This is a genomic window from Fusobacterium sp. FSA-380-WT-3A, assembly GCF_012843705.1.
GTDB lineage: Bacteria > Fusobacteriota > Fusobacteriia > Fusobacteriales > Fusobacteriaceae > Fusobacterium_B.
The window spans coordinates 12,752-34,543 of the sequence record NZ_JABAFQ010000012.1; the positions used below are offsets into that span (position 1 = coordinate 12,752).

Below are 21,792 nucleotides of genomic sequence, written 5' to 3' on the forward strand. Positions count from 1 at the left end.
AGACAAGAATAATAATACCATATTTTATAAATTCTGTCAACATATTTTTTTAAATAAAAAATGTTTTTTAAATTTTTCTTTTATTTTCAAGGATTTATTTTTTTGATTTTATTATTTTTTCTTTTTCTATTTTACTTTTTTGTTTTAAAAAATATTCTAATTTTGCAGCATTACTTTTATTTTCTTCTTCAAAAATAACTTCTATTTTTTTACATTTATGACTTCGAGTATATTTAGCTCCTTTTCCTTCCATATGTTGTTTATATCTTTTTTCTACATTTTTAGTAATCCCTGTATAGATAGAATCATCTTGACATCTTAACATATATACATACCATTTTTCTTTTTTCATTTCTTTTTCTCCTTTTGTATAAAAAAAACTATATTTTATTGAGGAAATATTATATAATTATATATAAAATATTAATATACTCATATCTTGTGAGTTTTATATATTATATCAATTCATTAAATAAAATTATATAATTTTTAAGGAGGGAATTTTGGACAATCTTCAAGAAAAACGTAAACTACATGCTTTTGAACTTGGTATCCTACTAATATTTTTATTTATTATTTCTCTACTATTTTATGGTAAATTTATATTAAAAGAAAATATTTTTATAGGATTTTCTAATATTCTCACATCTCAAGCTGGTTTAATCACAGATTTTTTAATGGTTGGTGGTTTGACTGCTGGCTTTCTAAATTCTCTTATTATCTTGCTTTTTAATTATTTTATTATCAAATATCTAAATATAGAATTAAAAGGTATGGCTTTGGCTTCTTTGTTTACTAGCTTTGGATTTTCTTTTTTTGGAAAAAATGTACTAAATATTCTTCCTATATATATTGGTGGAATTTTTTACAGCATGTATGAACATGTTAAATTTAAAGATATCTTTCTTCCTGTTTCTTTTGCTACAGCTTTAGCACCTTTCATTAGTGAAGTAGCTTTTAGAACAAATACATTTGAATTTTCATATATAAACGGAATTATTCTAGGAATTATTATAGGATTTATAATTGCTCCTTTAGCAAAAAAAATGAAAAGTTTTCATGAGGGATATAATCTATATAATTTAGGATTTACAGCTGGAATTTTAGGACTAGTTCTTAATTGTATTTTAAAAGCATATCATTTTGAAGTCGCTTCTAGAAAAATATTATCTGTTCAATATAATAACATTTTGCAAGTTTGTTGTACTGTAATTTTTATGATTTTTATTATTGTTGGTTTTTATATTAATGACAACTCCTTTTCAGGATACAAAGAATTAGTTAAATCAAAAGGATTGGAAATTGATTTTGTTCCAACTTTTGGTTATGGTCTAACTTTTATCAATATGGGACTAATGGGATTTTTTGCAATGTTGTTCTCTCTTTCTCTTAATCAAACTTTAAATGGTCCTATCTTAGCTGGAATTTTTACTGTAGTTGGTTTTGCAGCCCATGGAAAAACTCCATTCAATACTCTTCCTATCTTAATTGGAGTAATTTTATCAGGAGTTACAACTATACATAAAGATATATTTATTATTGTTTTATCTGGTCTTTTTGGAACATCTCTAGCTCCTATTGCAGGAATTTTTGGCCCATTTTGGGGAATAATAGCTGGTTGGTTGCATCTCACTGTTGTAACAAACATTGGAACCCTTCACGGAGGACTTAATTTATATAATAATGGATTTTCTGCTGGTATTGTAGCTAGTTTTCTATTGCCAATTATGAGAACTTTTAATGAAAGAGGTCTAAAAAGAGAATTAAGATTTTTAAAATCTAGAAAAGAATTTTTAGGAATGATAAAAAAAGAAGATTTTGAATAAACTTAAGTTATTAATCAATTTTATAAAAAAAGGATTAACAAAAGTTAATCCTTTTTTTATTCATTTTCTATGGATAAACTAGCTATTCCGTTTAAATTTAAATTCTCATTAGGAACATATCCTCTTTTGACTTTATAGTAAGCCGCTGTGGCTATCATAGCTCCATTATCTGTACAATATTTCATACTCGGATAAGAAACTTTTATATTTTTTTCTTCTCCTCTTCTCTTTAATTCATTTCTTAAAAGAGAATTAGCTGCTACTCCACCTGCTATTATAACCTGTTTTACATTCTTTTCTTCACATGCTTTAAGAACTTTTTTACATAAAATATCAACTACTTCTTTTTGGAAAGAAGCAGCTAAATCTTCTGGTATAAAAGTTTCATTTTTCATTTTCATTTTATTAACATAATTTATAACAGAAGTCTTTATTCCAGAAAAACTAAAATCATATCCTTCTACTTTAGGTTCTGGAATATGTAAAAAATTAGGATTTCCACTATAATACATTTTATCTATAACAGGGCCTCCTGGATATCCAATCCCTAATACTCTTGCTACTTTATCATAGCTTTCTCCAACAGCATCATCTAAGGTTCCACCTAAGTTTATAAAATTATGCTCTTTATCTATATAAATTATATTTGTATGTCCTCCAGAAACTACTAAAGAAATACATGGAAGTTCTACATCATTTTCTATAAAATTAGCATATATATGTCCTCTAATGTGATGTACTGGTATTAGAGGTATTTTTTTTCCATATGATAATCCTTTAGCAAAAGAAACACCTACTAATAATGCTCCTATTAATCCTGGAGCATAAGTAACAGCAATATAATCAATATCTTCTAATTTAACTTTAGCTTGTTCTAAACTTTCTTCTAATATTGTAGCTATATTTTTTATATGATGTCTTGAAGCAATTTCTGGAACAACTCCTCCGTACTCCTTATGAATTTCTATTTGAGAAGATATATAGTTAGACAACACTTCTTTTCCATCTCTAACTATCGCTATAGAAGTTTCATCACACGAAGTTTCTATTCCTAATACTAACATTTTTTCTCCTTTCTAGTTTTTAAAACTATGAATAGGGGCAGGTATTCTTCCACCTCTTTTTATAAAATCTTCACATTTAAATTTATTTACATCCATTATTGGAGCATATCCTAACAATCCTCCAAATTGAACGCTTTCCCCTACTTTTTTTCCAATAACAGGTATAAGTCTAGCTGCTGTAGTTTTATTGTTTACCATTCCAATAGCAGCCTCATCAGCTATTATTCCTGAAATAGTAGTCGCTGATACATCTCCTGGAATAGCTATCATATCAAGTCCTACAGAACATACACAAGTCATAGCTTCTAACTTTTCTAATGATAAAGCCCCTATCTCTGCTGCATGAATCATAGCATGATCTTCACTTACAGGAATGAAAGCTCCACTTAATCCTCCAACATATGAAGATGCCATTACTCCACCTTTTTTTACATTATCGTTTAAAATTGCTAATGCTGCTGTAGTTCCTGGAGCTCCTGGTTGTTCTAATCCCATTTCTTGAAAAATTTCTCCGATACTATCTCCTACAGCTGGAGTTGGAGCTAATGATAAATCTATTATTCCAAAAGGAACTCCCAATCTTTTAGCTGTCTCTTGGGCTACTAATTGTCCAACTCTTGTTATTTTAAAAGCTGTTCTCTTTACTACTTCACATAAAGTTTCAAAATCTGCTTCTTTAACTGATTCTAATGCTTTTTTTACAACTCCTGGACCACTAACTCCAACATTTATAACACAATCTGCTTCTCCTACTCCATGGAAAGCTCCTGCCATAAATGGATTATCTTCAACAGCATTACAAAATACAACAAACTTTGCACAACCTATACATTCTCTATCTTTTGTTAATTCAGCAGTTTCTTTTATTATTTCTCCCATTCTTTTTACTGCATCCATATTTATACCATTTCTTGAAGTTCCAATATTCACTGAAGAACAAACTCTTTCAGTTTCTGTTAATGCTTGTGGAATAGAATTTATAAGTATTTCATCAGCTTTTGTATATCCTTTATGAACAAGAGCAGAAAATCCACCTATAAAATTTACACCACAATCTTTAGCTGCTCTATCTAATGTTTTAGCTACACTAACATAAGAATCTGTTTCACATCCAGCAGCAGCTATAGCTATAGGAGTTACTGATATTCTTTTATTTACAACTGGAATTCCAAATTGTTTTGCTATTTCATCTCCAACTTTTACTAAATCTTTAGCATAAGTTGTTATTTTTTTATAAATTTTTTCATTGAATCTATCTATGTTTGAATCTGCACAATCCATTAAACTAATTCCCATAGTTATTGTACGAACATCCAAATTAGCCTGATCTATCATCGCATTCGTTTCTTGAATTTCTACTTTAGATATCATATACTTACTCCTTTATTTGTTAAATACGGTGCATACAATTAAATATATCTTCATGTTGCATATTTATTATAACTTCTAGTTCTTTTCCAATTTCAGCTAACTCGTCTATTAGATTTTCCATACTCGTAGTTGATTTTTCTATATCTACAATCATCATCATGTTAAAGTATCCATTTACTATCGTTTGAGAAATATCTAATATATTTATATTTTTTTCTGATAAATATGTACATACTTTTGCTATAATACCAACTTTATCTTTTCCTAATACAGTTATAATACTTTTCATTTTTTCCTCCTCGATTTTTTTTTGATAGTATAGTATATCATTTATTTCAAAAAAAGCAAATAAAAAAAAACTATCTTATTTTTTAATAAGATAGTTTTTCATCTATTTCTTAGTCAATAACTGATACTTTAACAGCTATTGGTCCCTTAGCTCCTTCTTCAACTTCAAAGCTAACTGTTTGATTTTCCTCAAGATTTTTAAATCCTTCTCCTAAAATTCCTGAAAAATGTACAAAATAATCTTTTCCTTCTTCTGAAGTAATAAATCCAAATCCTTTTTCCTTGTTAAACCATTTAACTTTTCCTTTTAGCATCAAAACCCTCCAAAATTTTATTTTCAGTTCTTTATTAGATAAAAAAATCATATAAGGAACATCTTTATTATACTCTTAACTAAAAATATATGCAAGATTTTTTTATACAGTTGTTATTTCTTTTTCTTTTAATGCTAATAAATTATCTATTTCTTTTATTGTTTTATCTGTTAATTTTTGTACTTCTTCTTCTGCTGCTTTTAATTCATCATCTGTTAATTCTTCAGCTTTTTGTAATCTTCTAAGTCCATTATTTATATCTTTTCTGATATTTCTTGCTCCTACTTTGCTTTCTTCAGCTTCTTTTTTGGCTAATTTTACATATTCTTTTCTTCTATCTGCTGTTAATTCTGGAACCATTAATCTTATAACTCTTCCATCATTATTTGGTGTTAATCCAATATTAGCTGACATTATTGCTTTTTCAATAACAGGGATTACTGACTTATCCCAAGGATCTATTACTAATAATCTAGCTTCTGGAGCTGATACTGTTCCTACTTGATTTAAAGGCATAAGAGAACCATATTGCTCCACTTTTATTCCATCTAACATAGCAACACTAGCTCTTCCAGCTCTAATTCCAGCAAATTTATGTTTTGTTACTTCTATTGTTTTTTCCATTTTTTCTTTACATTCTTTCATTAATAAATCTTTGCTCATATAATTCCTCCTAAAACTATTTTTTATACAACTACTGTACCTATCTTTTCACCTAATACTACTTTTTCTATATTTCCTTCTACTAAAGAATTAAAAACTATTAAAGGAAGTTTGTTATCTCTACAAAGTGAAATTGCTGCAGCATCCATTACTTTTAAATTTTTATTTAAAACTTCTGTATAAGTTATTGTTTCATATTTTTTAGCATCTGAATATTTTACAGGATCTTTATCATAAATTCCATCAACTTTAGTAGCTTTTATAACTACATCAGCATTTATTTCAACTGCTCTTAATACAGCTGCTGTATCTGTAGTAAAATAAGGATTTCCTGTTCCAGCTCCAAATATAACTACTCTTCCTTTTTCTAAATGTCTTTGAGCTCTTCTTTTTATAAATGGTTCTGCTACTTTAGGCATTTCTATTCCACTTTGAACTCTTGTTGGAATTCCTAATTTTTCAATAGCATTTTGAAGCGCTAAAGAGTTTATCATAGTAGCTAACATTCCCATATGGTCTCCAGTTACTCTATCTATCCCGATTTCTTCTCCAGAAAGTCCTCTAAATATATTTCCTCCACCAATTACTACAGCAACTTCTACACCTAAATTAACTACATCTTTGATTTGTTTTGCATAAGAAGAGATTACTTTTGAATCTATACCAAACTCTTGTTCTCCCATTAAAGCTTCTCCACTAAGCTTTAACAATATTCTTTTATATATAGGTTTCATTTTTCCTCCTAGTTTTTATTTAAAAAAATAGGGATGCAAATTGCATCCCCTAATTGCTTTTCTTAAGAAGTACTATCCTTTAATTTGAGCTGCAACTTCTGCTGCGAAGTCTTCTACTTTTTTCTCAATTCCTTCTCCTACTTTATATCTAGTGAAAGAAACAACTGTCATATCTCCAGCAAATTGTTCTACAGTTTCTTTATTTTCTGCTCTTACATATACTTGATTTACTAAACAATTTTCTTCATAGAATTTTTTCATTTTTCCAACTAATATATTTTCTATAATTTTAGCTGGTTTTCCTTCTGCTTCTAATTGTTTTCTAGCTATTTCTTTTTCATGCTCTAAAGTTTCTGTTGTAACTTGAGATGAATTTAAGAAAGATGGGTTCATAGCTGCTATATGCATTGCTATTCCTTTTGCTCTTTCTAATCTTTCTGGAGTCATTTCAGCTGATAATTCAACTATTACTCCTAATTTTCCTCCAAGATGGTTATAAGTTGTTACAAATCCTTCTGCTACAACTTTTTCCATTCTTCTGATGTTCATATTTTCTCCAATTTTAGCAATTAATTCAACTAGAGCTTGCTCTACTGTTCTTCCATCTGCTAAAGTTTGAGCTTTTAATTCTTCAACTGTCATAGCTGAAGTATTTAATGCAATTTCTACTAAAGTTTTTCCAAAGTTTTTGAATTCATCGTTTTTAGCAACGAAATCTGTTTCAGCATTGAATTCTATAACAACTGCTGTTTTATGATCAGGTGTTACACCATCAAAAATTAATCCTTCAGCTGCTATTCTTCCTGCTTTTTTAACTGCTTTAGCCATACCTTTTTCTCTTAGGTAGTCTATAGCTTTATCCATATCTCCATTAGTTTCTGTAAGTGCTTTTTTACAATCCATCATTCCAGCACCAGTCATTTCTCTTAATTCTTTTACTGCTTGAGCTGTGATTGCCATACTAAATCCTCCTTGAAAAATTTATATAAAATTCTCTTATTCTGCTGATCCGTTTTCTAAAACTTCTTCAACTGTTTCAGTTTCTGTAGAAACTTCTTCTACTTTCTCTTCAGTTCCTTGTCTTCCTTCGATTATTGCGTTTGCAACTAATGTAGACATTAATTTTACTGATCTTATAGCATCATCATTAGCTGGAATTGGATAAGTAATTAAATCTGGATCTACGTTAGTATCTATCATAGCAATTACTGGAATTCCTAAGTTAGCTGCTTCTGCTACTGCTAAAGCTTCTTTTTTAACGTCTACTACGAATAATGCTGCTGGTACTCCAGGCATATCTTGAATTCCTGCTAAGTTTTTATTTAATTTTTCTAATTCTTTTCTTAAGTTAGCTGCTTCTTTTTTAGTATAAGCTGTATCTAAAGTTCCATCTTGATCCATTCTAGTTAATTCTTTAAGTCTAGCTATTCTTCCTTTGATAGTTTGGAAGTTTGTTAACATTCCACCTAACCATCTATTGTTTACATAGAACATTCCAGATCTTTCTGCTTGTTCTTTCATAGCTTCTTGAGCTTGTTTTTTAGTTCCAACAAATAAGAAGTTTCCTCCATTTGCTGATATTTCTCTTACTACTTCGTAAGCCTCTTCAATTTTCTTTAAAGATTTGTGTAAATCGATTACATGGATTCCATTTCTCTCTGTGAAGATATATTTTGCCATTTTTGGATTCCATCTTTTTGCTTGATGTCCAAAGTGTACTCCAGACTCAAGTAATTGTTTCATAGTTACTACTGCCATTTTTTCCTCCTAATTTTATCTTTTGGTTATGCCCTCCGTCAATCTCAAAACTAAACAACCATTTGGCACCGAGTTTAGAAATAATTGACGTGCATTTTTTAGCATTTTATTATATCACTTTCTTTTTATAATTGTCAACTAAATAAATAAAAATATTCTTTATATTTTTTATTTGAAATATAAATTTTATTTCTTGACTTTGATATAAACATAAATTAAAATTTAAATAAATTATTTTACGAAGGGGAAGATATTATGAATATTAAAACAAAAAATCTACTTCAAATTCATATAGCTGTTTTTCTTTTAGGTTTTTCTGGGTTATTTGGAAGGTTAGTTTCAACTTCAATTTTTACTCTTATTTTAGGAAGAACATTTTTTTCAGCTTTAGCTTTATTTCTCTTATTGAAATATCAAAAAATAAGTTTAAAGTTGGAAAAGCCAAAAGAATATTTTTATTTAATCATACTTGGAATTTTTTTATCTCTTCATTGGATTACTTTCTTTCACTCAATAAATCTTTCAACTGTGGCAATAGGACTTTTAACTTTTTCAACTTTTCCTTTTTTTGTAACTTTTTTAGAACCGATTATATTTAAAGAAAAATTATATTTTTCTGATATAGTTGTAGCTATTATAGCTTTTATAGGTATATCTTTTGTAGTTCCTTCTTTTGATTTTGGAAATGATATGACAATAGGTGGATTATGGGGAATTTTTTCAGGGATTTTATATGCTATTTTTTCTTTAGGAAATAGAGCTATCACTCAAAAATATTCTGGTCCTCTAGTTTCTTTTTATGAGCAATTAGTAGTGATGTTTTCTCTAATTCCTACATATTTAATAACAAGAGAAATTGTAACAAGAAAAGATATATTTTTAATGGCTCTTTTAGGGATTGTATTTACAGCTCTAGCTCACACTCTTGTAATTAGTTCTTTAAAACATGTAAAAGCTAAAACTTCTAGTATCATTTTTTGTTTAGAACCTCTGTATTCTATAACAGCAGCAGCTTTTATATTGAATGAAATTCCTAGTATAAAAACACTTTTTGGAGGGGTTATTATTATATGTGCTGTTCTTTATTCTACTATAAAAAGTAAAAAATAATATAGTAAAAATCAATTGGAACTATTATATGAAATAATAAATTTTTATATAATAGTTCCTTCATTATTAATATTAATCTTTTGATAATTTGTTTTTTATGTCATTTTCTAAAAGATTTAAAAATTTTGAAATAGTCTCTTTCTCAACATTAGAAAAATTTTGAAATATTTTACTGTCTCTTTCTTCAGCCTCTTTATGTAAAATTTCATGTTTTATAAATATCTCTCTTCCTTTTTCAGTTAAAGAAAAATATTTCTCTTTTTTATTATCAGGATTTTGAAATTGTTTTATATATTCTCTTTCTAAAAGTTTTTTCACTATTTTTAAGGCTCCACTTTTGGTAAAATTCATGTGTTTACTTAGACTTGTAATATTAGGATTTTTAGTTTTTCCAATAAAATCTATGCTATGAACATCACTGATATTTAATTCTGAATAATTTTTAGAAAAATCTTTTTTATTAAACTCCTCTATTAATTGAAATACTGATATTAAATTATTTAATAATTCTTTATTTTCCATTTTATCTTTCCTTTTTAAATATTCTAACTGGTAACCCTGTCAACAAAGGTGTTCTATGCCAAATTATTAAAGTTTCCTCGATTTTATTCATATTTCCCAAAGCATTTGAATCTAAATTTTCTATAACATATGTTTGATTATCCTCACATTTTTTATCAGCTAAAATATGTTCTTCCCCTCTTCTTATTCCAGCACAATCTATTCCTATAAAACTAACTTTCTTTTTCAAAAGTTCCTCTATAAGCTCCCAACTTAATTGAAAGTGATTTTTAATGTATATATCACTTCCATATTTATTATCTTTTTGAATATCAGTAAAAAATATTACAAAATCTCCTTCTACTATTTCATAATCTTCTAATATTTCTATACCTATTTCTCTATTCAAATCATATTTTTTACAATCGATTGTTATTGTTCTTCTTTCAATATATTTTTCAGGTATAAAAGTTTTATTATATACATCTATATGAGTTCCAATATGTCCACTCATCATCAATGGATTTTCATTTTTTCTTACAAAATCCCAAACTTTATCCTCATCAGATATTTTTATACTTATTTCAATCATAAAAATCCCTCCATTTAGTTAACCAGTTAACTAAATTATAGAAAAAATTTTTTTATCTGTCAATTATTATTTATCTAAAGGATATTAAAAATTTCTTAATTATAAAATTAAAAAGATTAATTTCTGCAAAATACAAAAATCAATCCTTTTTAATAATAATAAATTTCACTAAATTTTTAGATAAATAATTTTATCTCTTTATAGTCGCTACATTTTCCTTCTAAGAAATCAATAAAAGGCTTTATAGCATCTCCTTTAACTTCTCTTCCATTAAACTTACAAAATCTTACACAAGCATGACATAAAATACATTTTGTAACATCAATACTTCTATGATTTTCTTTAGAAATAGCTTCTGTTGGACAAACTTTAATACATTGTCCACAATCTTTACAATTTTCATTTGGCTCTGGAGCTACTCCTCTACTTGGTCCATCTGCTTTATAAGGTCTATTCCCTGGTAACTCTATTCTTAAATTTTCTGTTTTAGTTTCTAATTTTTTAATTATCTCTTTTCCAAAATTAAAAGCTTTTTCTAAATCTTCAACTGTTGGACGACCTGTTGCTACTTTTGTAGTATAAGAATGTGTTCCTAAAAATGCTCCTGCTCCTACAACTATAAAATTATTTTCCTCAAATATATCTTGCATCTCTACAAAATAATCTTCAAAGGCTCTGTTTCCATAAACTCCAACTAAAATAATAGGAGTATTATTTCCTTTTATTTTTTTTAGAGCCTCTCTTATAATTTTTGGAACTCTTCCAGCATATACTGGAGAACCTACTATAATTAATTCATCTTCTTTAAAAGAATATTCTGTTAAATCTTTCCAAGAAAAAGTGATATCTATATTTTCTATTTCTTTTCCTATCCCTTTAGCAATATTTTCTACAACTTTCTTAGTTGAATGAGTTGGACTAAAATAAAAAGTTGTAACTTTAGATATGTTCATCTTTATTCCTCCTAAACTTTTTAAAATTATTTTAAAGGTTCAATAGCTTTTTCTAATATCCCTGTTAAATAGGCTAAAACCAAACCATAATTTGTGACTTTTAGATTTTTCTCATTACAAAATTTTATTCTATTTTCCATATTTTTTCTAGTTATCATACAACCACCACAATGAATAACTAAATCATATTTTGATAAATCCTCTGGAAAATCTTTTCCTGCTGAAAAAGTAAAATTTATTTTTTTATTTAATTTTTTCTGTAAAAGAGTTGGTATTTTTACTCTTCCAATATCTTCATGAGAAGTATTATGGGTACAAGTTTCAGCTATTAAAACATTACTATTTTCTTTTAAGTTTTTAATAACCTCTATCCCTTCTATTAATTTATCTATTTCTCCCTTTTGCCTAGCAAATAAAATTGAAAAACTTGTAAGAGGATATCTGTTATTTACTATTTTATCCACATTTTTAAAAGCTTGGGAATCTGTTATAACTAATTTAATATTATCTTCCTCTTTTAAAACTTCCTCTAACTCTGTATCCCTACAAACTACTGATTTTATTCCATTATCTAAAGCATCTCTTAAGATTTGAACCTGTGGTAAAATTAATCTTCCCTTTGGAGCTTCTGAATCTATTGGCACTACCAATACAATTTTTTCTCCATATTCTACTATTCCCTTTAATAAACTAGGTTCTTCTTCCAAAACATTCAACTTTTCAATTAAATATTTTTTGAAATTTAATATAGAATCTCTATTCTTAGTTGAAATAAATAAGCAATTATCTATTTTAGATTTTATTTCATTTTTCTTCTCTTCATTCAATAATTCTTCTTTATTCACTACCACTAAATAAGGAAGAGAATATTTCTTTAAAATTAAAAGATTTTCTTTATATTCTTCTTCAATAAAATTATTTCCATCAATAACATATATTGCAAAATCAGATTTTTTTATTTCATTGATAGTTTTTTCAATTCTTAAATTTCCTAGTTTACTATTATCATTAAATCCTGCTGTATCTATAAATAACACAGGTCCAAAAGGGATTAACTCCATTGCTTTTTTTACTGAGTCTGTTGTAGTTCCCTCTTCTGATGAAACAATAGCAATATTCTGTTCTACTATACTATTTAATAAAGAGGATTTCCCAGAGTTAACAGCTCCTACTATCACAATATTTACTCTATTTGAATTTGGTGTGTTTTGCATTTTTTTCCTTTCTAATCTTCTACCACTTTACTAAAAGATTTATCCACAATTTTAAGTCCATCTACTCCAGCACTAACTATACCTCCAGCATATCCAGCTCCCTCTCCTATTGGATAAAGTCCTTTAATATTAACAGATTCTCCATTTTCATCTCTTAATATTCTTATTGGAGCTGATGTTCTTGTTTCTGGAGCCAACAAATTAGCTCTCTCACTAATAAATAAAGGATTATTTTTCCCCCAATATTTTAAAGCCATTTTCATATTTCTTGTTATTACATCAGGGAAAAATTTATTTAAGTCATATGGAGTTTTCTTCATTAAATAACTTGTTCTTATCTCTTTCTCTGTCACTTTACCCTCTAAAAAATCAGTTACACTTTGATAAATAGCTCCATATTCTTTTACTATCTCATAACTTCTTTTTTCTAACTTTTCTTGAAATTCCATTCCAGAAAATAAATCTTCACCAAACTCATTTTCTTTAATTCCAACTACAAGGGCTGAGTTTGAAAATTCTCCATTTCTATCAGAATAACTCATTCCATTAACTAGAGAACCACCTTTTTGAGAGGCAGCATTAACAATCACTCCTCCAGGGCACATACAGAAAGAAAATACCCCTCTTTCTTCCTCATAATTATTATAAGTAAAATTATAAGTAGCAGCTCCTAAATTTTTGTGACCAGCAAATTTTCCATATTGCATCTTATCTATATCTTCTCTTGGATGTTCTATTCTAGCTCCTATAGCAAAAGGTTTACTTTCCATTTTTACACCTTTTTTATGTAACATTCTATAAGTATCTCTTGCTGAATGACCTACTCCTAAAATTATTTTATCTACTTCTATTTTTTCTATTTCATTTTTATTGTTATTTATTATAGCTCCTACAATCTTATTATCTTCTATAATTATCTCTTCTAATTTATTATTAAAATAAAATTTTCCACCCATTGAAATAATTTTTTCTCTAAGATTTTTTATAACACCTTTTAAAATATCTGTTCCTATATGAGGTTTATAATCCCACATTATTTCTTCTTGAGCACCACATTCTACAAAAGTTTGAAATACTTTATCTATATATTCACTTCTTATTCTAGTATTTAATTTTCCATCAGAATAAGTTCCAGCTCCACCTTCTCCAAATTGAATATTTGAATTTTCATTTAATATTCCAGTATTGATAAAGTTTTCTACTGACTTATCTCTAGAATCTACATCTTCTCCTCTTTCAATTATAATAGGCTTATATCCATATTCTACTAATCTCAAAGCTGAAAAAAGCCCTGCTGGTCCTGTTCCCACTATCAAAACTTTTTCTTCTTTATTTATAGCTTCCCTTTTTAAATATACACTATCTTTTATTATATTTACATTTTTCATATTTTTTATATCAATTTCATTTTTTAAATAAACTTCTAAATTATAAACAAACTTTATATCATTCTTTTTTCTACTATCTATAGACCTTTTTAACCATAAAATTTTATCTATGTTTTCTTTTTTTATCCCTTTTTTTATTATTTCTTTTTCTATTTCCTTATTTTGATTTTTTATCACTGGTATCATTATATTATTTATACTAACTCTCAATATATCACCTCTGTAAAAATTATACCATAATAAAAAAAAATGTGCTTATATATTTTATCTTTCTCAATCAAAAGTGTTATTTTATTTTTTCTATGAATATTCTATATTTTATGGTATAATATTATGTATATTTTTTAAGGAGGTTATATGGAAGAATTAACAAAATTTCAAATTTTTTTAGAAGAAGTTAAAATGGATGCATTAAAAATGTTACCCTCTATTGCCATAAAGATTATTTGGGTTATATTTTTACTAGTAATTTTTAAACCTGTTAATAAATCAATTATAAAATTTTTTAAACTTTTATTTGATAAAAATAAAGTTGACCCATTATTAAAAAGTTTTATTATATCTTTTATTAATGTATTAATTTATATTTCTTTCTTTGTTTTAATCATTGGAGGAATAGGGGTAAGAGCTACATCTCTTGTTACTATTTTAGGTACAGCAGGTTTGGCTGTAGGTCTGGCTTTACAAGGAAGTTTATCTAATTTAGCTGGAGGAGTATTAATATTATTCTTTAAACCTTTTTCAAAAGGAGATTATATAATAACAAGTAGTGGTTCTGGTACTGTTGAAAGTATTTACATTTTATATACAGTAATTTCAACTGTTGAAAATTTTAGAATTACTATTCCTAATAGTGAATTAGCTAATTCAGCTGTTACAAATGTTTCTAGAAGTCCAGAAAGAATGATTGATGCTATGATTAGTGTTAGTTATGACTCAGACCTTGATTTAGTTAAAGAAACTTTAAACTCCATCTTAAAAGAGCATAAAGATATTCTTCATGAAAAAGGTTATGTAATAAGACTAAAAAAACAAAATGCTAGTTCTTTGGATTTTGTATTAAGAGCTTGGGTAAAAAAAGAAAATTATTGGAATACTTACTATGATTTAATGGAAACTATTGTTATTAAATTTAGAGAAAATAATATTGAAATTCCTTACAATAAACTTGATGTTTATCAAAAATAATTTCATAAAAAATTTATTATTCTCAAAATTTTTATTATATTTTATTAAATAATAAAATTGTAATTCACACTCTATATTAATAAATATAGAGTGTATTTTTTTATAAAAAATAAATTTATTTTCACTATTTTTTTATATATTTCTTTAAATCTTTTATTTTCTTCTCTAAATTTTATATTATTTATTTTCTTCCATCTCTTCTCTTAATTCTCTAAAATAAAAAAGGATTAATTTATATAAGTAAATTAATCCTTTTTAATTATTATTTAATAAATTAGATTATAAATTTAAGATTATCTTTCTTCCATATTTTTTACTGTTGAATAAGTTAATCCTTTTATATTTTCTAATGTTGGTTTTCCTGTAAATAATGAAGCTATTAAAGAAACTACTACGTTACTTCCAATTATTAATAAAGAAATTAAGAATTCAAATATTTTTGGAGTAGTGTATTCTGGTATCAATTTTGTTAATAATCCCATTGGGTTTCCTAAATAAGTAGCTACTAATACAGAAGCTATAAATCCTACCCAAACAGCTTTTGTATTTACTTTATCAAAGAAGATTCCAACTAAGAATACCCCAGCTATTGGACCTCCTAATAATCCTGTAATTGCTTGGAAGTATAAGAACATATCTCCTTGTCCAGCATATAAGAAATGTACTGCTAATATTGTACTGATAATTCCTACTACCCAACTTGAACCTTTTGCAAAATTAAGTTTTTGTTTGTCTGACATATCAGGTCTTAATTGTTCTAATATATCTGATGTCATACAAGTTGATACAGAGTTTAAACTAGAAGATACTGTTGATTGAGCTGCTGCAAATATAGCTGCTAATACTAATCCTGAAATTCCTGTAGGAATATATTTAATTACAAAATAAGGTAATATTGCATTTCCATTTATTGTTTCTGGTAATTTATTTCCAAAATTAAAGAATACATAAAGAGCTGAACCCATTCCAACAAATATAAAGATACTTGTTAATAATAATGGAATATTGATAAATAAACTTTTCTTAGCTTCAGCTTCATTTTTTGTTGTATTATATCTTTGAACTATATCTTGGCTTCCTACATATGAATAAATAGAGTTTACAAGTCCTCCAATTAACATAGCCCATAAACTTGTTTTTGCTAAATCAAAAGAGAAGAAATCAGCGTTTAAAATTAATCCACCATCTGATAACGCTTTAAATCCTTGTCCTACACCTTCTGGAGCTGCAGAGAATCCCATTATTATTATTAAAAATGCTCCAACTAATAATACTATAGTTTGAATAGCATCAGACCATAAAACAGCTTCTATTCCTCCCATTGATGTATAAGCAACACAGAATACTGCTACACCAACAGTTAATACTACTGGATTAAGACTTGGTAATGCTTGTTGTAATGCTAATGTTGGTAAATATAATACAACTGCCATTCTTATTATATGGAATAATATAAAAGCTAAACTTCCTATTATTCTAAATTTGTTATCAAATCTTTTTCCTAAATATTCATAAGCAGTAGTTACATTTACTCTTCTGAAAAATGGAACAAATACTAAAGCAGCCCATAAAACCATTAAAATAATTCCTATAGGTGCCATTCCTAAAAGCCATCCACCTCTAAATACAGAAGCTGGTATTGCTATGAAAGAAATTGAAGAAAGAGCTGTTGCATAAATACTACAAGCTGTTACCCATGCTGGAACTCTTCCACCTGCTTTGAAATAATCATCTGTAGAAGTAGTTCTTCTTGCAAAATAAACTCCAACCATAAACATACCGATAAAATATAATGCTATTACAACCCAGTTAAACCAATGCCAAGACATAATTGACCTCCATAATTTTTATTTATTTTTGTTTTTTATTTGTTCACGAGAACATACGATACATTAATTATGATAATTTATTTTCTTTATTTTGTCAACTGTTTTTTTTGAAACAGTTGTTCTTTTTTAGAAAAAAAATATTTTTTTTATACATTTTCTTTTGGAATTATTTAATTTTTTCATTTTATTTTTCTTTTTTTAGTCTTAATATTTATAAATAATTATATGATTCTCTTATCTTATTTTTTAGAATAAAATAAACTTTTTTTAAAAAATATGTACTAAAAAAAATAAAAAACCATTGACAAATATTATATAAAAAGTTATTATTGTATTGTACACGAGTACATAATTTTTTATAAATTTTCTAAGGACTAAAGGAGAAAAATCAATGAAAAAAATAGTCGGTATTGATATTGGTGGTACAATGATAAAATATGGACTTTTATCTATTGAAGGAGATATTTTAGAAAATGGTGAAATAGAAACAGAAGCTTCTAAAGGAATTGATGTACTTTTTGGAAAATTATGTAATATTGTTTCTAAATATTTAAAATCAAATGATATCCTTGGTATAGCTGTTTCTGGTACTGGTCAAATAGATGGTAGTATTGGAAAAGTTATTGGTGGTAACCCAATTATCCCTGGATGGATAGGAACTAATCTTGTTGAAAAACTAGAAAATCACTTTAATCTTCCTGCTGTTTTAGAAAATGATGTTAACTGTGCAGCTCTTGGTGAAAAGTGGCTTGGAGCTGGAAAAGGACAAGATAATTTTATCTGTGTTACAATAGGAACTGGAATCGGTGGAGGAATTGTTTTAAATGGCGATATATTTAGGGGTTCTTCCTGTGTTGCTGGTGAATTTGGACATATTCAAATTGAAAAAAATGGTAAAGAGTGCTTATGTGGAAAAAAAGGTTGTTATGAAAGATATGCTTCAGCAACAGCTTTAGTTTCACTAGCTAAAGAAAAAACAGGTAAAATTTATAATGGAAAACAAATTTTTGATAGAGAAAGAAAAAATGAACCTGTTTTCGTCGAAGTCATAAAAGAATGGGTAGATTATTTTACTGATGGACTTAGTACTATAACTTATATTTTTAATCCAACTCTTATTATTATTGGTGGAGGAGTTACTAAACAAGGAGATTATCTTTTAAACAAATTTAAAGATAGTTTAGATGCTAAACTTGGAGTAAATTATAAGAAAAACTTAGAAATAAAATTTGCTGAACTAGGAAATAATGCTGGTATGTTAGGTGCTGAATACTTATTACTTAAGAAAATTGGAATGTTATAATTTCAATTAATATATAAAGGAGTGATATATTATGATATATGGAGAAATTAAAGATTTAGCTCAATACAAAGGAATTTCAAAAAATTTAGATACTGCTATTGATTATATTTTATCTGGAAAATATAAAGATGGAGTTGTTGGTAAAAATGTTATAGATGGAGATAATGTATATTTTAATCATCCTGATTATCCTATGACAAAAGAAGTTAAAGATGCTTTCTTTGAAGGTCATAAACAATATATAGATATCCATGTTGTTATAGATGGAGAGGAAAATTTAGGATTCACTCCTAACCCTGAAATGAAATTAACTAAAGAATATGATGCTGAAGGAGATTATGAATTATTTGAAGGAGAAGTTAAAAACTTTTTCCATTTAACTCCTGAAAGATTTGTTATGTTCTTCCCTAACGAACCTCATATGGCTCTTGTAAAAGTTAATGAAGTTAAAAAAATTAGAAAAGTAATTTTTAAAGTTTTAGTATAGTTTTAAATTAATATTTGGAGGCATTAATTATGAGTAAATTTGAGGATGTTAAAGGAAAATTAATAGTTTCTTGTCAAGCTCTTCCTGATGAACCATTACATAGTTCTTTTATAATGGGAAGAATGGCTTATGCTGCTTTTGTTGGTGGAGCTTCTGGAATCAGAGCTAATACTGTTTCTGATATTCAAGAAATCAAGAAAAATGTTTCTCTTCCTATCATTGGAATTATAAAAGAAGTTTATGGAGATAATCCTGTTTATATAACTCCTACAATTAAAGAAATTGATAAATTAGTAGCTGAAGGTGTAGATGTTATTGCTGTTGATGGGACAAAAAGAGAAAGACCTGATGGAAATACTTTAGAAGAACTTATGAAGGAAGTTAAAGCTAAATATCCTAATCAATTATTTATGGCTGATATTTCTTGTGTAGAAGAGGCTGTTAATTGTGAAAAATTAGGTTTTGATATAGTAGGAACTACTCTTGTTGGATATACTGAATATACAAAAGGAAATAATCCACTTACAGAATTAGAAAAAGTAATTAAAGCAGTTAATATCCCTGTAATTGGAGAAGGAAATTTAGATACTCCTGAAAAAGCTAGAAAAGCTTTAGATTTAGGAGCTTATGCAGTTGTTGTAGGAGGAGCTATCACTAGACCTCAACAAATCACTAAAAAATTCGTAACTGAAATGACAAAATAAAAATATATTAAGGAGGAAAAAATGAGTATCGAAAAATATCAAGGAATTATACCAGCTTTTTATGCTTGCTATGACAAAGAAGGAAATATCAGTGTTGAAGGAGTTCAAAAATTAACTCAACACTTATTAGACAAAGGTGTTAAAGGTGTTTATGTTGGAGGTTCATCAGGAGAATGTATCTATCAAAGCGTTGAAGAACGTAAAGTAGTTTTAGAAAACGTTATGAAAATAGCTAAAGGAAAAATGACTGTAATAGCTCACATTGCATGTAACAACACTAAAGACAGCCAAGAATTAGCAGCCCATGCTGAATCTTTAGGAGTAGATGCTATAGCAGCTATCCCACCTATTTACTTCAAATTACCTGAGCACGGAATTGCTAAATACTGGAACGATATGTCAGCAGCAGCTCCTAATACAGATTTCATAATTTACAATATTCCTCAATTAGCAGGAGTATCATTAACAATGTCTCTATTAAAAGAAATGATGAAAAACCCTAAAGTAATAGGAGTTAAAAACTCATCAATGCCAGTTCAAGATATCCAAATGTTCAAAGCTGAATTAGGAGAAGGAAAAGTTGTATTCAACGGTCCAGATGAACAATTACTTTCTGGTTTAGCTATGGGAGCTGACGGAGGAATCGGGGGAACTTACGGAGTTATGCCTGAATTATACTTAAAAATAGAAGAATTATTCAAAAAAGGTGAAATTGCAAAAGCAAGAGAAATCCAATATGATGCTTGTTCAATAATCTATGCTATGTGCGGATGTAAAGGAAATCTATATGCAGTAATGAAAGAAATCTTAAAATTACGTGAAGGTGTTGATTGTGGAAGCGTAAGAAATCCATTACCTGAATTAGTAGAAGAAGATATGCCAAAAGTAAAAGCTTGTGCTACAATGATAGATGAAGCTATAAAAAAATATTGCTAATTAATTTTAAAAGAGGTTAATATATTAACCTCTTTTTTATTATCAAAATAAAAAAGAAGACACTAAATAGTGTCTTCTAATTTTTTATCTTCTCTCTTTAGTATAAGTTATCCATTTTTCATCATTGTTTAATAATTTTATAAGGTCTAAATTTTCTCTTTTTCCTATTTTCGCCTTGAATTTTTTAGTAATTTCTTTTGTTTTACCTTGTTCATCTTTATATTTAATTACAATAATATGATTTACTCCTTTTATATCTACTGCTGCTTTTTTAGTAGCTCTTATTTTTTTAAAAGGTGCTTTATCTATACTATATTGTATCTCTTTAGGAATTCCTTCCATTCCTTTTCTTCCTGCACTTAATATAGCCTTATGAAGTTTTCCAGTAAAAAATAACATTACTGATATCAATAATGTGATAAATAATACAACTATCCAACTAATTACTCTTTTCATTATTTATCACCTTCCACATTTTGATAACTTCCTTCTATAGCATTTCTTCTTTGTTCTTCTTGTTCTTTTTCTCTTATTCTCTGATGTAGTACTAATGTTAAAGCAACAACTCCATAAGACACAAATACTCTAAAATATTCTCCTATATAAGCTGAACCCATCAAATTTTTTCCGGCATTTGGAGACACTATAAATAGCATATGGAATAAGAATACTCCACTAATAGCATTTATTATATTAGCTTTAGAAGCACTAGCTCCTCCAACTAATAAAGCTGCTATTGAAAACATTCCTATTTGTTCATGACTATTATAAGTATTCATTGTTCCCATATTTTGAAGATATATTATTTGACCAAAACCAGCTAATATAGTTGAAATCACAATAGCTATTACTCTTGTTCTATCTACATCAATTCCAGCTGTCTTAGCTACTTCAATATCTTGACCTATAGCTCTCATATCTTGTCCTAATTTTGTTTTTCTAAACCATACTGTAAAAAGACCCAAAAGTCCAATTAATAAAAAAGTAAATATAGGAATTTCTATTTGTCCTATTTTTAATGTTAAAAAACCATCTAATACTTTTCTAATGTCTATTAAATCTATAGCATTTCTTACTCCATATCCTCTAGATAATAATAATTTTTTATCTGTAAGAGGTATTATTTTTCCCATACCATATAAAACTATTAATTGATAAACTCCATTGATAAAGAAACCTAAAATCATAGATGTTATCATTTCTCTACCTTTGGCTCTATTAAGAATAGTTCCTCCTACTATTCCTAAAATTATTGATAGTGGTACTGAAATTATTGCTGCTAAGAAAATACCTTGCATTCCTACTATTTGCCAATCAGTTATAAATATTAAAGCTAATTGCCCTGCCATAGCTCCAAGAACGATTCCAAAATTTAATCCCATTCCTGCTACAACTGGAATTAATAAAGATAAAACTAAGAAAAGATTTCTTGACAGTCTTTCTACCATTTCTTGAGCTGTAGATATAACTCCTAATCCTGACAATGGAAAAGCTATAACAATTAATGTTAACATTATTATAGGAACTATATTACTTAATAAAATTTTTGATAAATTATTTTTTTTCATA

The 21,792-nt window shown here is 27.4% G+C and carries 24 protein-coding genes; 7 read left to right on the top strand and 17 right to left on the bottom strand.

Annotated elements, in window-relative coordinates; all coding sequences use genetic code 11:
- Window positions 1-94: 94 nt before the first annotated feature.
- Window positions 95-352 (bottom strand): GIY-YIG nuclease family protein, encoded by a 258-nt coding sequence (locus HF862_RS07495; protein WP_170187249.1) that lies wholly within the window; start codon window positions 350-352, stop codon window positions 95-97.
- A 151-nt stretch (window positions 353-503) separates the two neighbouring features.
- Between HF862_RS07495 and HF862_RS07500 the strand changes: the two genes are divergently transcribed.
- The gene (locus tag HF862_RS07500; RefSeq protein WP_206039061.1) at window positions 504-1,826 is read left to right on the top strand and encodes a DUF1576 domain-containing protein; all 1,323 of its coding nucleotides are present in this window, start codon (window positions 504-506) and stop codon (window positions 1,824-1,826) included.
- A 56-nt stretch (window positions 1,827-1,882) separates the two neighbouring features.
- Here HF862_RS07500 and tsaD read toward each other — a convergent pair whose 3' ends face one another.
- From tsaD to rpsB, 8 genes are all read right to left on the bottom strand, one after another.
- Window positions 1,883-2,890: a tRNA (adenosine(37)-N6)-threonylcarbamoyltransferase complex transferase subunit TsaD gene (tsaD, locus tag HF862_RS07505; RefSeq protein ID WP_170187250.1), complete on the bottom strand. Its 1,008-nt coding sequence runs from the start codon at window positions 2,888-2,890 to the stop codon at window positions 1,883-1,885.
- 12 nt (window positions 2,891-2,902) lie between these two features.
- Window positions 2,903-4,261, bottom strand: a complete 1,359-nt coding sequence (locus HF862_RS07510; protein ID WP_170187251.1) for a PFL family protein — start codon at window positions 4,259-4,261, stop codon at window positions 2,903-2,905.
- Window positions 4,262-4,280: 19 nt separating this feature from the next.
- Complete coding sequence (locus HF862_RS07515) at window positions 4,281-4,550, bottom strand: ACT domain-containing protein (protein ID WP_170187252.1); 270 nt, start codon at window positions 4,548-4,550, stop codon at window positions 4,281-4,283.
- 109 nt (window positions 4,551-4,659) lie between these two features.
- Complete coding sequence (locus HF862_RS07520; RefSeq protein ID WP_170187253.1) at window positions 4,660-4,863, bottom strand: cold-shock protein; 204 nt, start codon at window positions 4,861-4,863, stop codon at window positions 4,660-4,662.
- Window positions 4,864-4,965: 102 nt separating this feature from the next.
- A complete protein-coding gene (gene frr, locus HF862_RS07525) occupies window positions 4,966-5,526 on the bottom strand; it encodes a ribosome recycling factor (protein ID WP_170187254.1) in 561 nt (186 codons plus the stop codon).
- 23 nt (window positions 5,527-5,549) lie between these two features.
- Window positions 5,550-6,260 carry a UMP kinase gene (pyrH, locus tag HF862_RS07530; RefSeq protein ID WP_170187255.1) on the bottom strand — a complete coding sequence of 237 codons (711 nt, stop codon included), beginning with the start codon at window positions 6,258-6,260 and terminating at the stop codon, window positions 5,550-5,552.
- A gap of 72 nt (window positions 6,261-6,332) precedes the next feature.
- Window positions 6,333-7,220, bottom strand: a complete 888-nt coding sequence (gene tsf, locus HF862_RS07535) for a translation elongation factor Ts (RefSeq protein ID WP_170187256.1) — start codon at window positions 7,218-7,220, stop codon at window positions 6,333-6,335.
- Window positions 7,221-7,256: 36 nt separating this feature from the next.
- Entirely contained in the window at window positions 7,257-8,018 is a 762-nt protein-coding gene (gene rpsB, locus HF862_RS07540; RefSeq protein WP_170187257.1) for a 30S ribosomal protein S2, read from the bottom strand.
- A gap of 255 nt (window positions 8,019-8,273) precedes the next feature.
- Here rpsB and HF862_RS07545 point away from each other — a divergent pair, with 255 nt between their 5' ends.
- The gene (locus HF862_RS07545; RefSeq protein WP_170187258.1) at window positions 8,274-9,128 is read left to right on the top strand and encodes a DMT family transporter; all 855 of its coding nucleotides are present in this window, start codon (window positions 8,274-8,276) and stop codon (window positions 9,126-9,128) included.
- A 72-nt stretch (window positions 9,129-9,200) separates the two neighbouring features.
- Here HF862_RS07545 and HF862_RS07550 read toward each other — a convergent pair whose 3' ends face one another.
- The 5 genes from HF862_RS07550 to HF862_RS07570 form a co-directional block, all read right to left on the bottom strand.
- Window positions 9,201-9,650: a winged helix DNA-binding protein gene (locus tag HF862_RS07550; protein ID WP_170187259.1), complete on the bottom strand. Its 450-nt coding sequence runs from the start codon at window positions 9,648-9,650 to the stop codon at window positions 9,201-9,203.
- A 1-nt stretch (window position 9,651) separates the two neighbouring features.
- Window positions 9,652-10,221: a cyclase family protein gene (locus HF862_RS07555; RefSeq protein ID WP_170187260.1), complete on the bottom strand. Its 570-nt coding sequence runs from the start codon at window positions 10,219-10,221 to the stop codon at window positions 9,652-9,654.
- A 176-nt stretch (window positions 10,222-10,397) separates the two neighbouring features.
- Entirely contained in the window at window positions 10,398-11,174 is a 777-nt protein-coding gene (locus tag HF862_RS07560; RefSeq protein ID WP_170187261.1) for a 4Fe-4S binding protein, read from the bottom strand.
- 26 nt (window positions 11,175-11,200) lie between these two features.
- A complete protein-coding gene (gene hydF, locus HF862_RS07565; protein ID WP_170187262.1) occupies window positions 11,201-12,388 on the bottom strand; it encodes a [FeFe] hydrogenase H-cluster maturation GTPase HydF in 1,188 nt (395 codons plus the stop codon).
- A gap of 11 nt (window positions 12,389-12,399) precedes the next feature.
- Window positions 12,400-13,986, bottom strand: a complete 1,587-nt coding sequence (locus tag HF862_RS07570; protein ID WP_170187263.1) for an NAD(P)/FAD-dependent oxidoreductase — start codon at window positions 13,984-13,986, stop codon at window positions 12,400-12,402.
- A 147-nt stretch (window positions 13,987-14,133) separates the two neighbouring features.
- Here HF862_RS07570 and HF862_RS07575 point away from each other — a divergent pair, with 147 nt between their 5' ends.
- Complete coding sequence (locus tag HF862_RS07575) at window positions 14,134-14,964, top strand: mechanosensitive ion channel family protein (RefSeq protein WP_170187264.1); 831 nt, start codon at window positions 14,134-14,136, stop codon at window positions 14,962-14,964.
- Window positions 14,965-15,257: 293 nt separating this feature from the next.
- Here HF862_RS07575 and HF862_RS07580 read toward each other — a convergent pair whose 3' ends face one another.
- Window positions 15,258-16,793 (bottom strand): sodium:solute symporter, encoded by a 1,536-nt coding sequence (locus HF862_RS07580; protein ID WP_170187265.1) that lies wholly within the window; start codon window positions 16,791-16,793, stop codon window positions 15,258-15,260.
- 391 nt (window positions 16,794-17,184) lie between these two features.
- Here HF862_RS07580 and HF862_RS07585 point away from each other — a divergent pair, with 391 nt between their 5' ends.
- Genes HF862_RS07585 through HF862_RS07600 form a run of 4 tightly spaced genes read left to right on the top strand, consistent with a single transcriptional unit; the run spans window position 17,185 to window position 20,223 of the window.
- Window positions 17,185-18,096, top strand: a complete 912-nt coding sequence (locus tag HF862_RS07585) for an ROK family protein (protein ID WP_170187266.1) — start codon at window positions 17,185-17,187, stop codon at window positions 18,094-18,096.
- A 31-nt stretch (window positions 18,097-18,127) separates the two neighbouring features.
- Window positions 18,128-18,583 carry a YhcH/YjgK/YiaL family protein gene (locus HF862_RS07590; RefSeq protein WP_170187267.1) on the top strand — a complete coding sequence of 152 codons (456 nt, stop codon included), beginning with the start codon at window positions 18,128-18,130 and terminating at the stop codon, window positions 18,581-18,583.
- A 29-nt stretch (window positions 18,584-18,612) separates the two neighbouring features.
- Window positions 18,613-19,287 carry an N-acetylmannosamine-6-phosphate 2-epimerase gene (locus HF862_RS07595; RefSeq protein WP_170187268.1) on the top strand — a complete coding sequence of 225 codons (675 nt, stop codon included), beginning with the start codon at window positions 18,613-18,615 and terminating at the stop codon, window positions 19,285-19,287.
- 21 nt (window positions 19,288-19,308) lie between these two features.
- A complete protein-coding gene (locus HF862_RS07600) occupies window positions 19,309-20,223 on the top strand; it encodes a dihydrodipicolinate synthase family protein (RefSeq protein ID WP_170187269.1) in 915 nt (304 codons plus the stop codon).
- Between the two features lie 84 nt (window positions 20,224-20,307).
- Here the strand turns inward: HF862_RS07600 and HF862_RS07605 are convergent, their stop codons facing one another.
- Both HF862_RS07605 and HF862_RS07610 read right to left on the bottom strand, forming a co-directional pair.
- On the bottom strand, window positions 20,308-20,679 hold the full coding sequence (locus tag HF862_RS07605; protein WP_170187270.1) for a DUF6672 family protein: 372 nt from the start codon (window positions 20,677-20,679) through the stop codon (window positions 20,308-20,310).
- Complete coding sequence (locus HF862_RS07610; RefSeq protein WP_170187271.1) at window positions 20,679-21,791, bottom strand: ABC transporter permease; 1,113 nt, start codon at window positions 21,789-21,791, stop codon at window positions 20,679-20,681. The genes HF862_RS07605 and HF862_RS07610 overlap by 1 nt, the downstream gene beginning before the upstream one ends.
- Between the last annotated feature and the right edge of the window lies 1 nt (window position 21,792).

Excerpts from the sequence above, each read along its gene's own strand:
- HF862_RS07495 (WP_170187249.1), bottom strand. The coding sequence starts at position 352 with ATGAAAAAAGAAAAATGGTATGTATATATGTTAAGATGTCAAGATGAT.
- tsaD (WP_170187250.1), bottom strand. The coding sequence starts at position 2,890 with ATGTTAGTATTAGGAATAGAAACTTCGTGTGATGAAACTTCTATAGCG.
- HF862_RS07510 (WP_170187251.1), bottom strand. The coding sequence starts at position 4,261 with ATGATATCTAAAGTAGAAATTCAAGAAACGAATGCGATGATAGATCAG.
- HF862_RS07515 (WP_170187252.1), bottom strand. The coding sequence starts at position 4,550 with ATGAAAAGTATTATAACTGTATTAGGAAAAGATAAAGTTGGTATTATA.
- HF862_RS07520 (WP_170187253.1), bottom strand. The coding sequence starts at position 4,863 with ATGCTAAAAGGAAAAGTTAAATGGTTTAACAAGGAAAAAGGATTTGGA.
- frr (WP_170187254.1), bottom strand. The coding sequence starts at position 5,526 with ATGAGCAAAGATTTATTAATGAAAGAATGTAAAGAAAAAATGGAAAAA.
- pyrH (WP_170187255.1), bottom strand. The coding sequence starts at position 6,260 with ATGAAACCTATATATAAAAGAATATTGTTAAAGCTTAGTGGAGAAGCT.
- tsf (WP_170187256.1), bottom strand. The coding sequence starts at position 7,220 with ATGGCAATCACAGCTCAAGCAGTAAAAGAATTAAGAGAAATGACTGGT.
- rpsB (WP_170187257.1), bottom strand. The coding sequence starts at position 8,018 with ATGGCAGTAGTAACTATGAAACAATTACTTGAGTCTGGAGTACACTTT.
- HF862_RS07545 (WP_170187258.1), top strand. The coding sequence starts at position 8,274 with ATGAATATTAAAACAAAAAATCTACTTCAAATTCATATAGCTGTTTTT.
- HF862_RS07550 (WP_170187259.1), bottom strand. The coding sequence starts at position 9,650 with ATGGAAAATAAAGAATTATTAAATAATTTAATATCAGTATTTCAATTA.
- HF862_RS07555 (WP_170187260.1), bottom strand. The coding sequence starts at position 10,221 with ATGATTGAAATAAGTATAAAAATATCTGATGAGGATAAAGTTTGGGAT.
- HF862_RS07560 (WP_170187261.1), bottom strand. The coding sequence starts at position 11,174 with ATGAACATATCTAAAGTTACAACTTTTTATTTTAGTCCAACTCATTCA.
- hydF (WP_170187262.1), bottom strand. The coding sequence starts at position 12,388 with ATGCAAAACACACCAAATTCAAATAGAGTAAATATTGTGATAGTAGGA.
- HF862_RS07575 (WP_170187264.1), top strand. The coding sequence starts at position 14,134 with ATGGAAGAATTAACAAAATTTCAAATTTTTTTAGAAGAAGTTAAAATG.
- HF862_RS07580 (WP_170187265.1), bottom strand. The coding sequence starts at position 16,793 with ATGTCTTGGCATTGGTTTAACTGGGTTGTAATAGCATTATATTTTATC.
- HF862_RS07585 (WP_170187266.1), top strand. The coding sequence starts at position 17,185 with ATGAAAAAAATAGTCGGTATTGATATTGGTGGTACAATGATAAAATAT.
- HF862_RS07590 (WP_170187267.1), top strand. The coding sequence starts at position 18,128 with ATGATATATGGAGAAATTAAAGATTTAGCTCAATACAAAGGAATTTCA.
- HF862_RS07595 (WP_170187268.1), top strand. The coding sequence starts at position 18,613 with ATGAGTAAATTTGAGGATGTTAAAGGAAAATTAATAGTTTCTTGTCAA.
- HF862_RS07600 (WP_170187269.1), top strand. The coding sequence starts at position 19,309 with ATGAGTATCGAAAAATATCAAGGAATTATACCAGCTTTTTATGCTTGC.
- HF862_RS07605 (WP_170187270.1), bottom strand. The coding sequence starts at position 20,679 with ATGAAAAGAGTAATTAGTTGGATAGTTGTATTATTTATCACATTATTG.
- HF862_RS07610 (WP_170187271.1), bottom strand. The coding sequence starts at position 21,791 with ATGAAAAAAAATAATTTATCAAAAATTTTATTAAGTAATATAGTTCCT.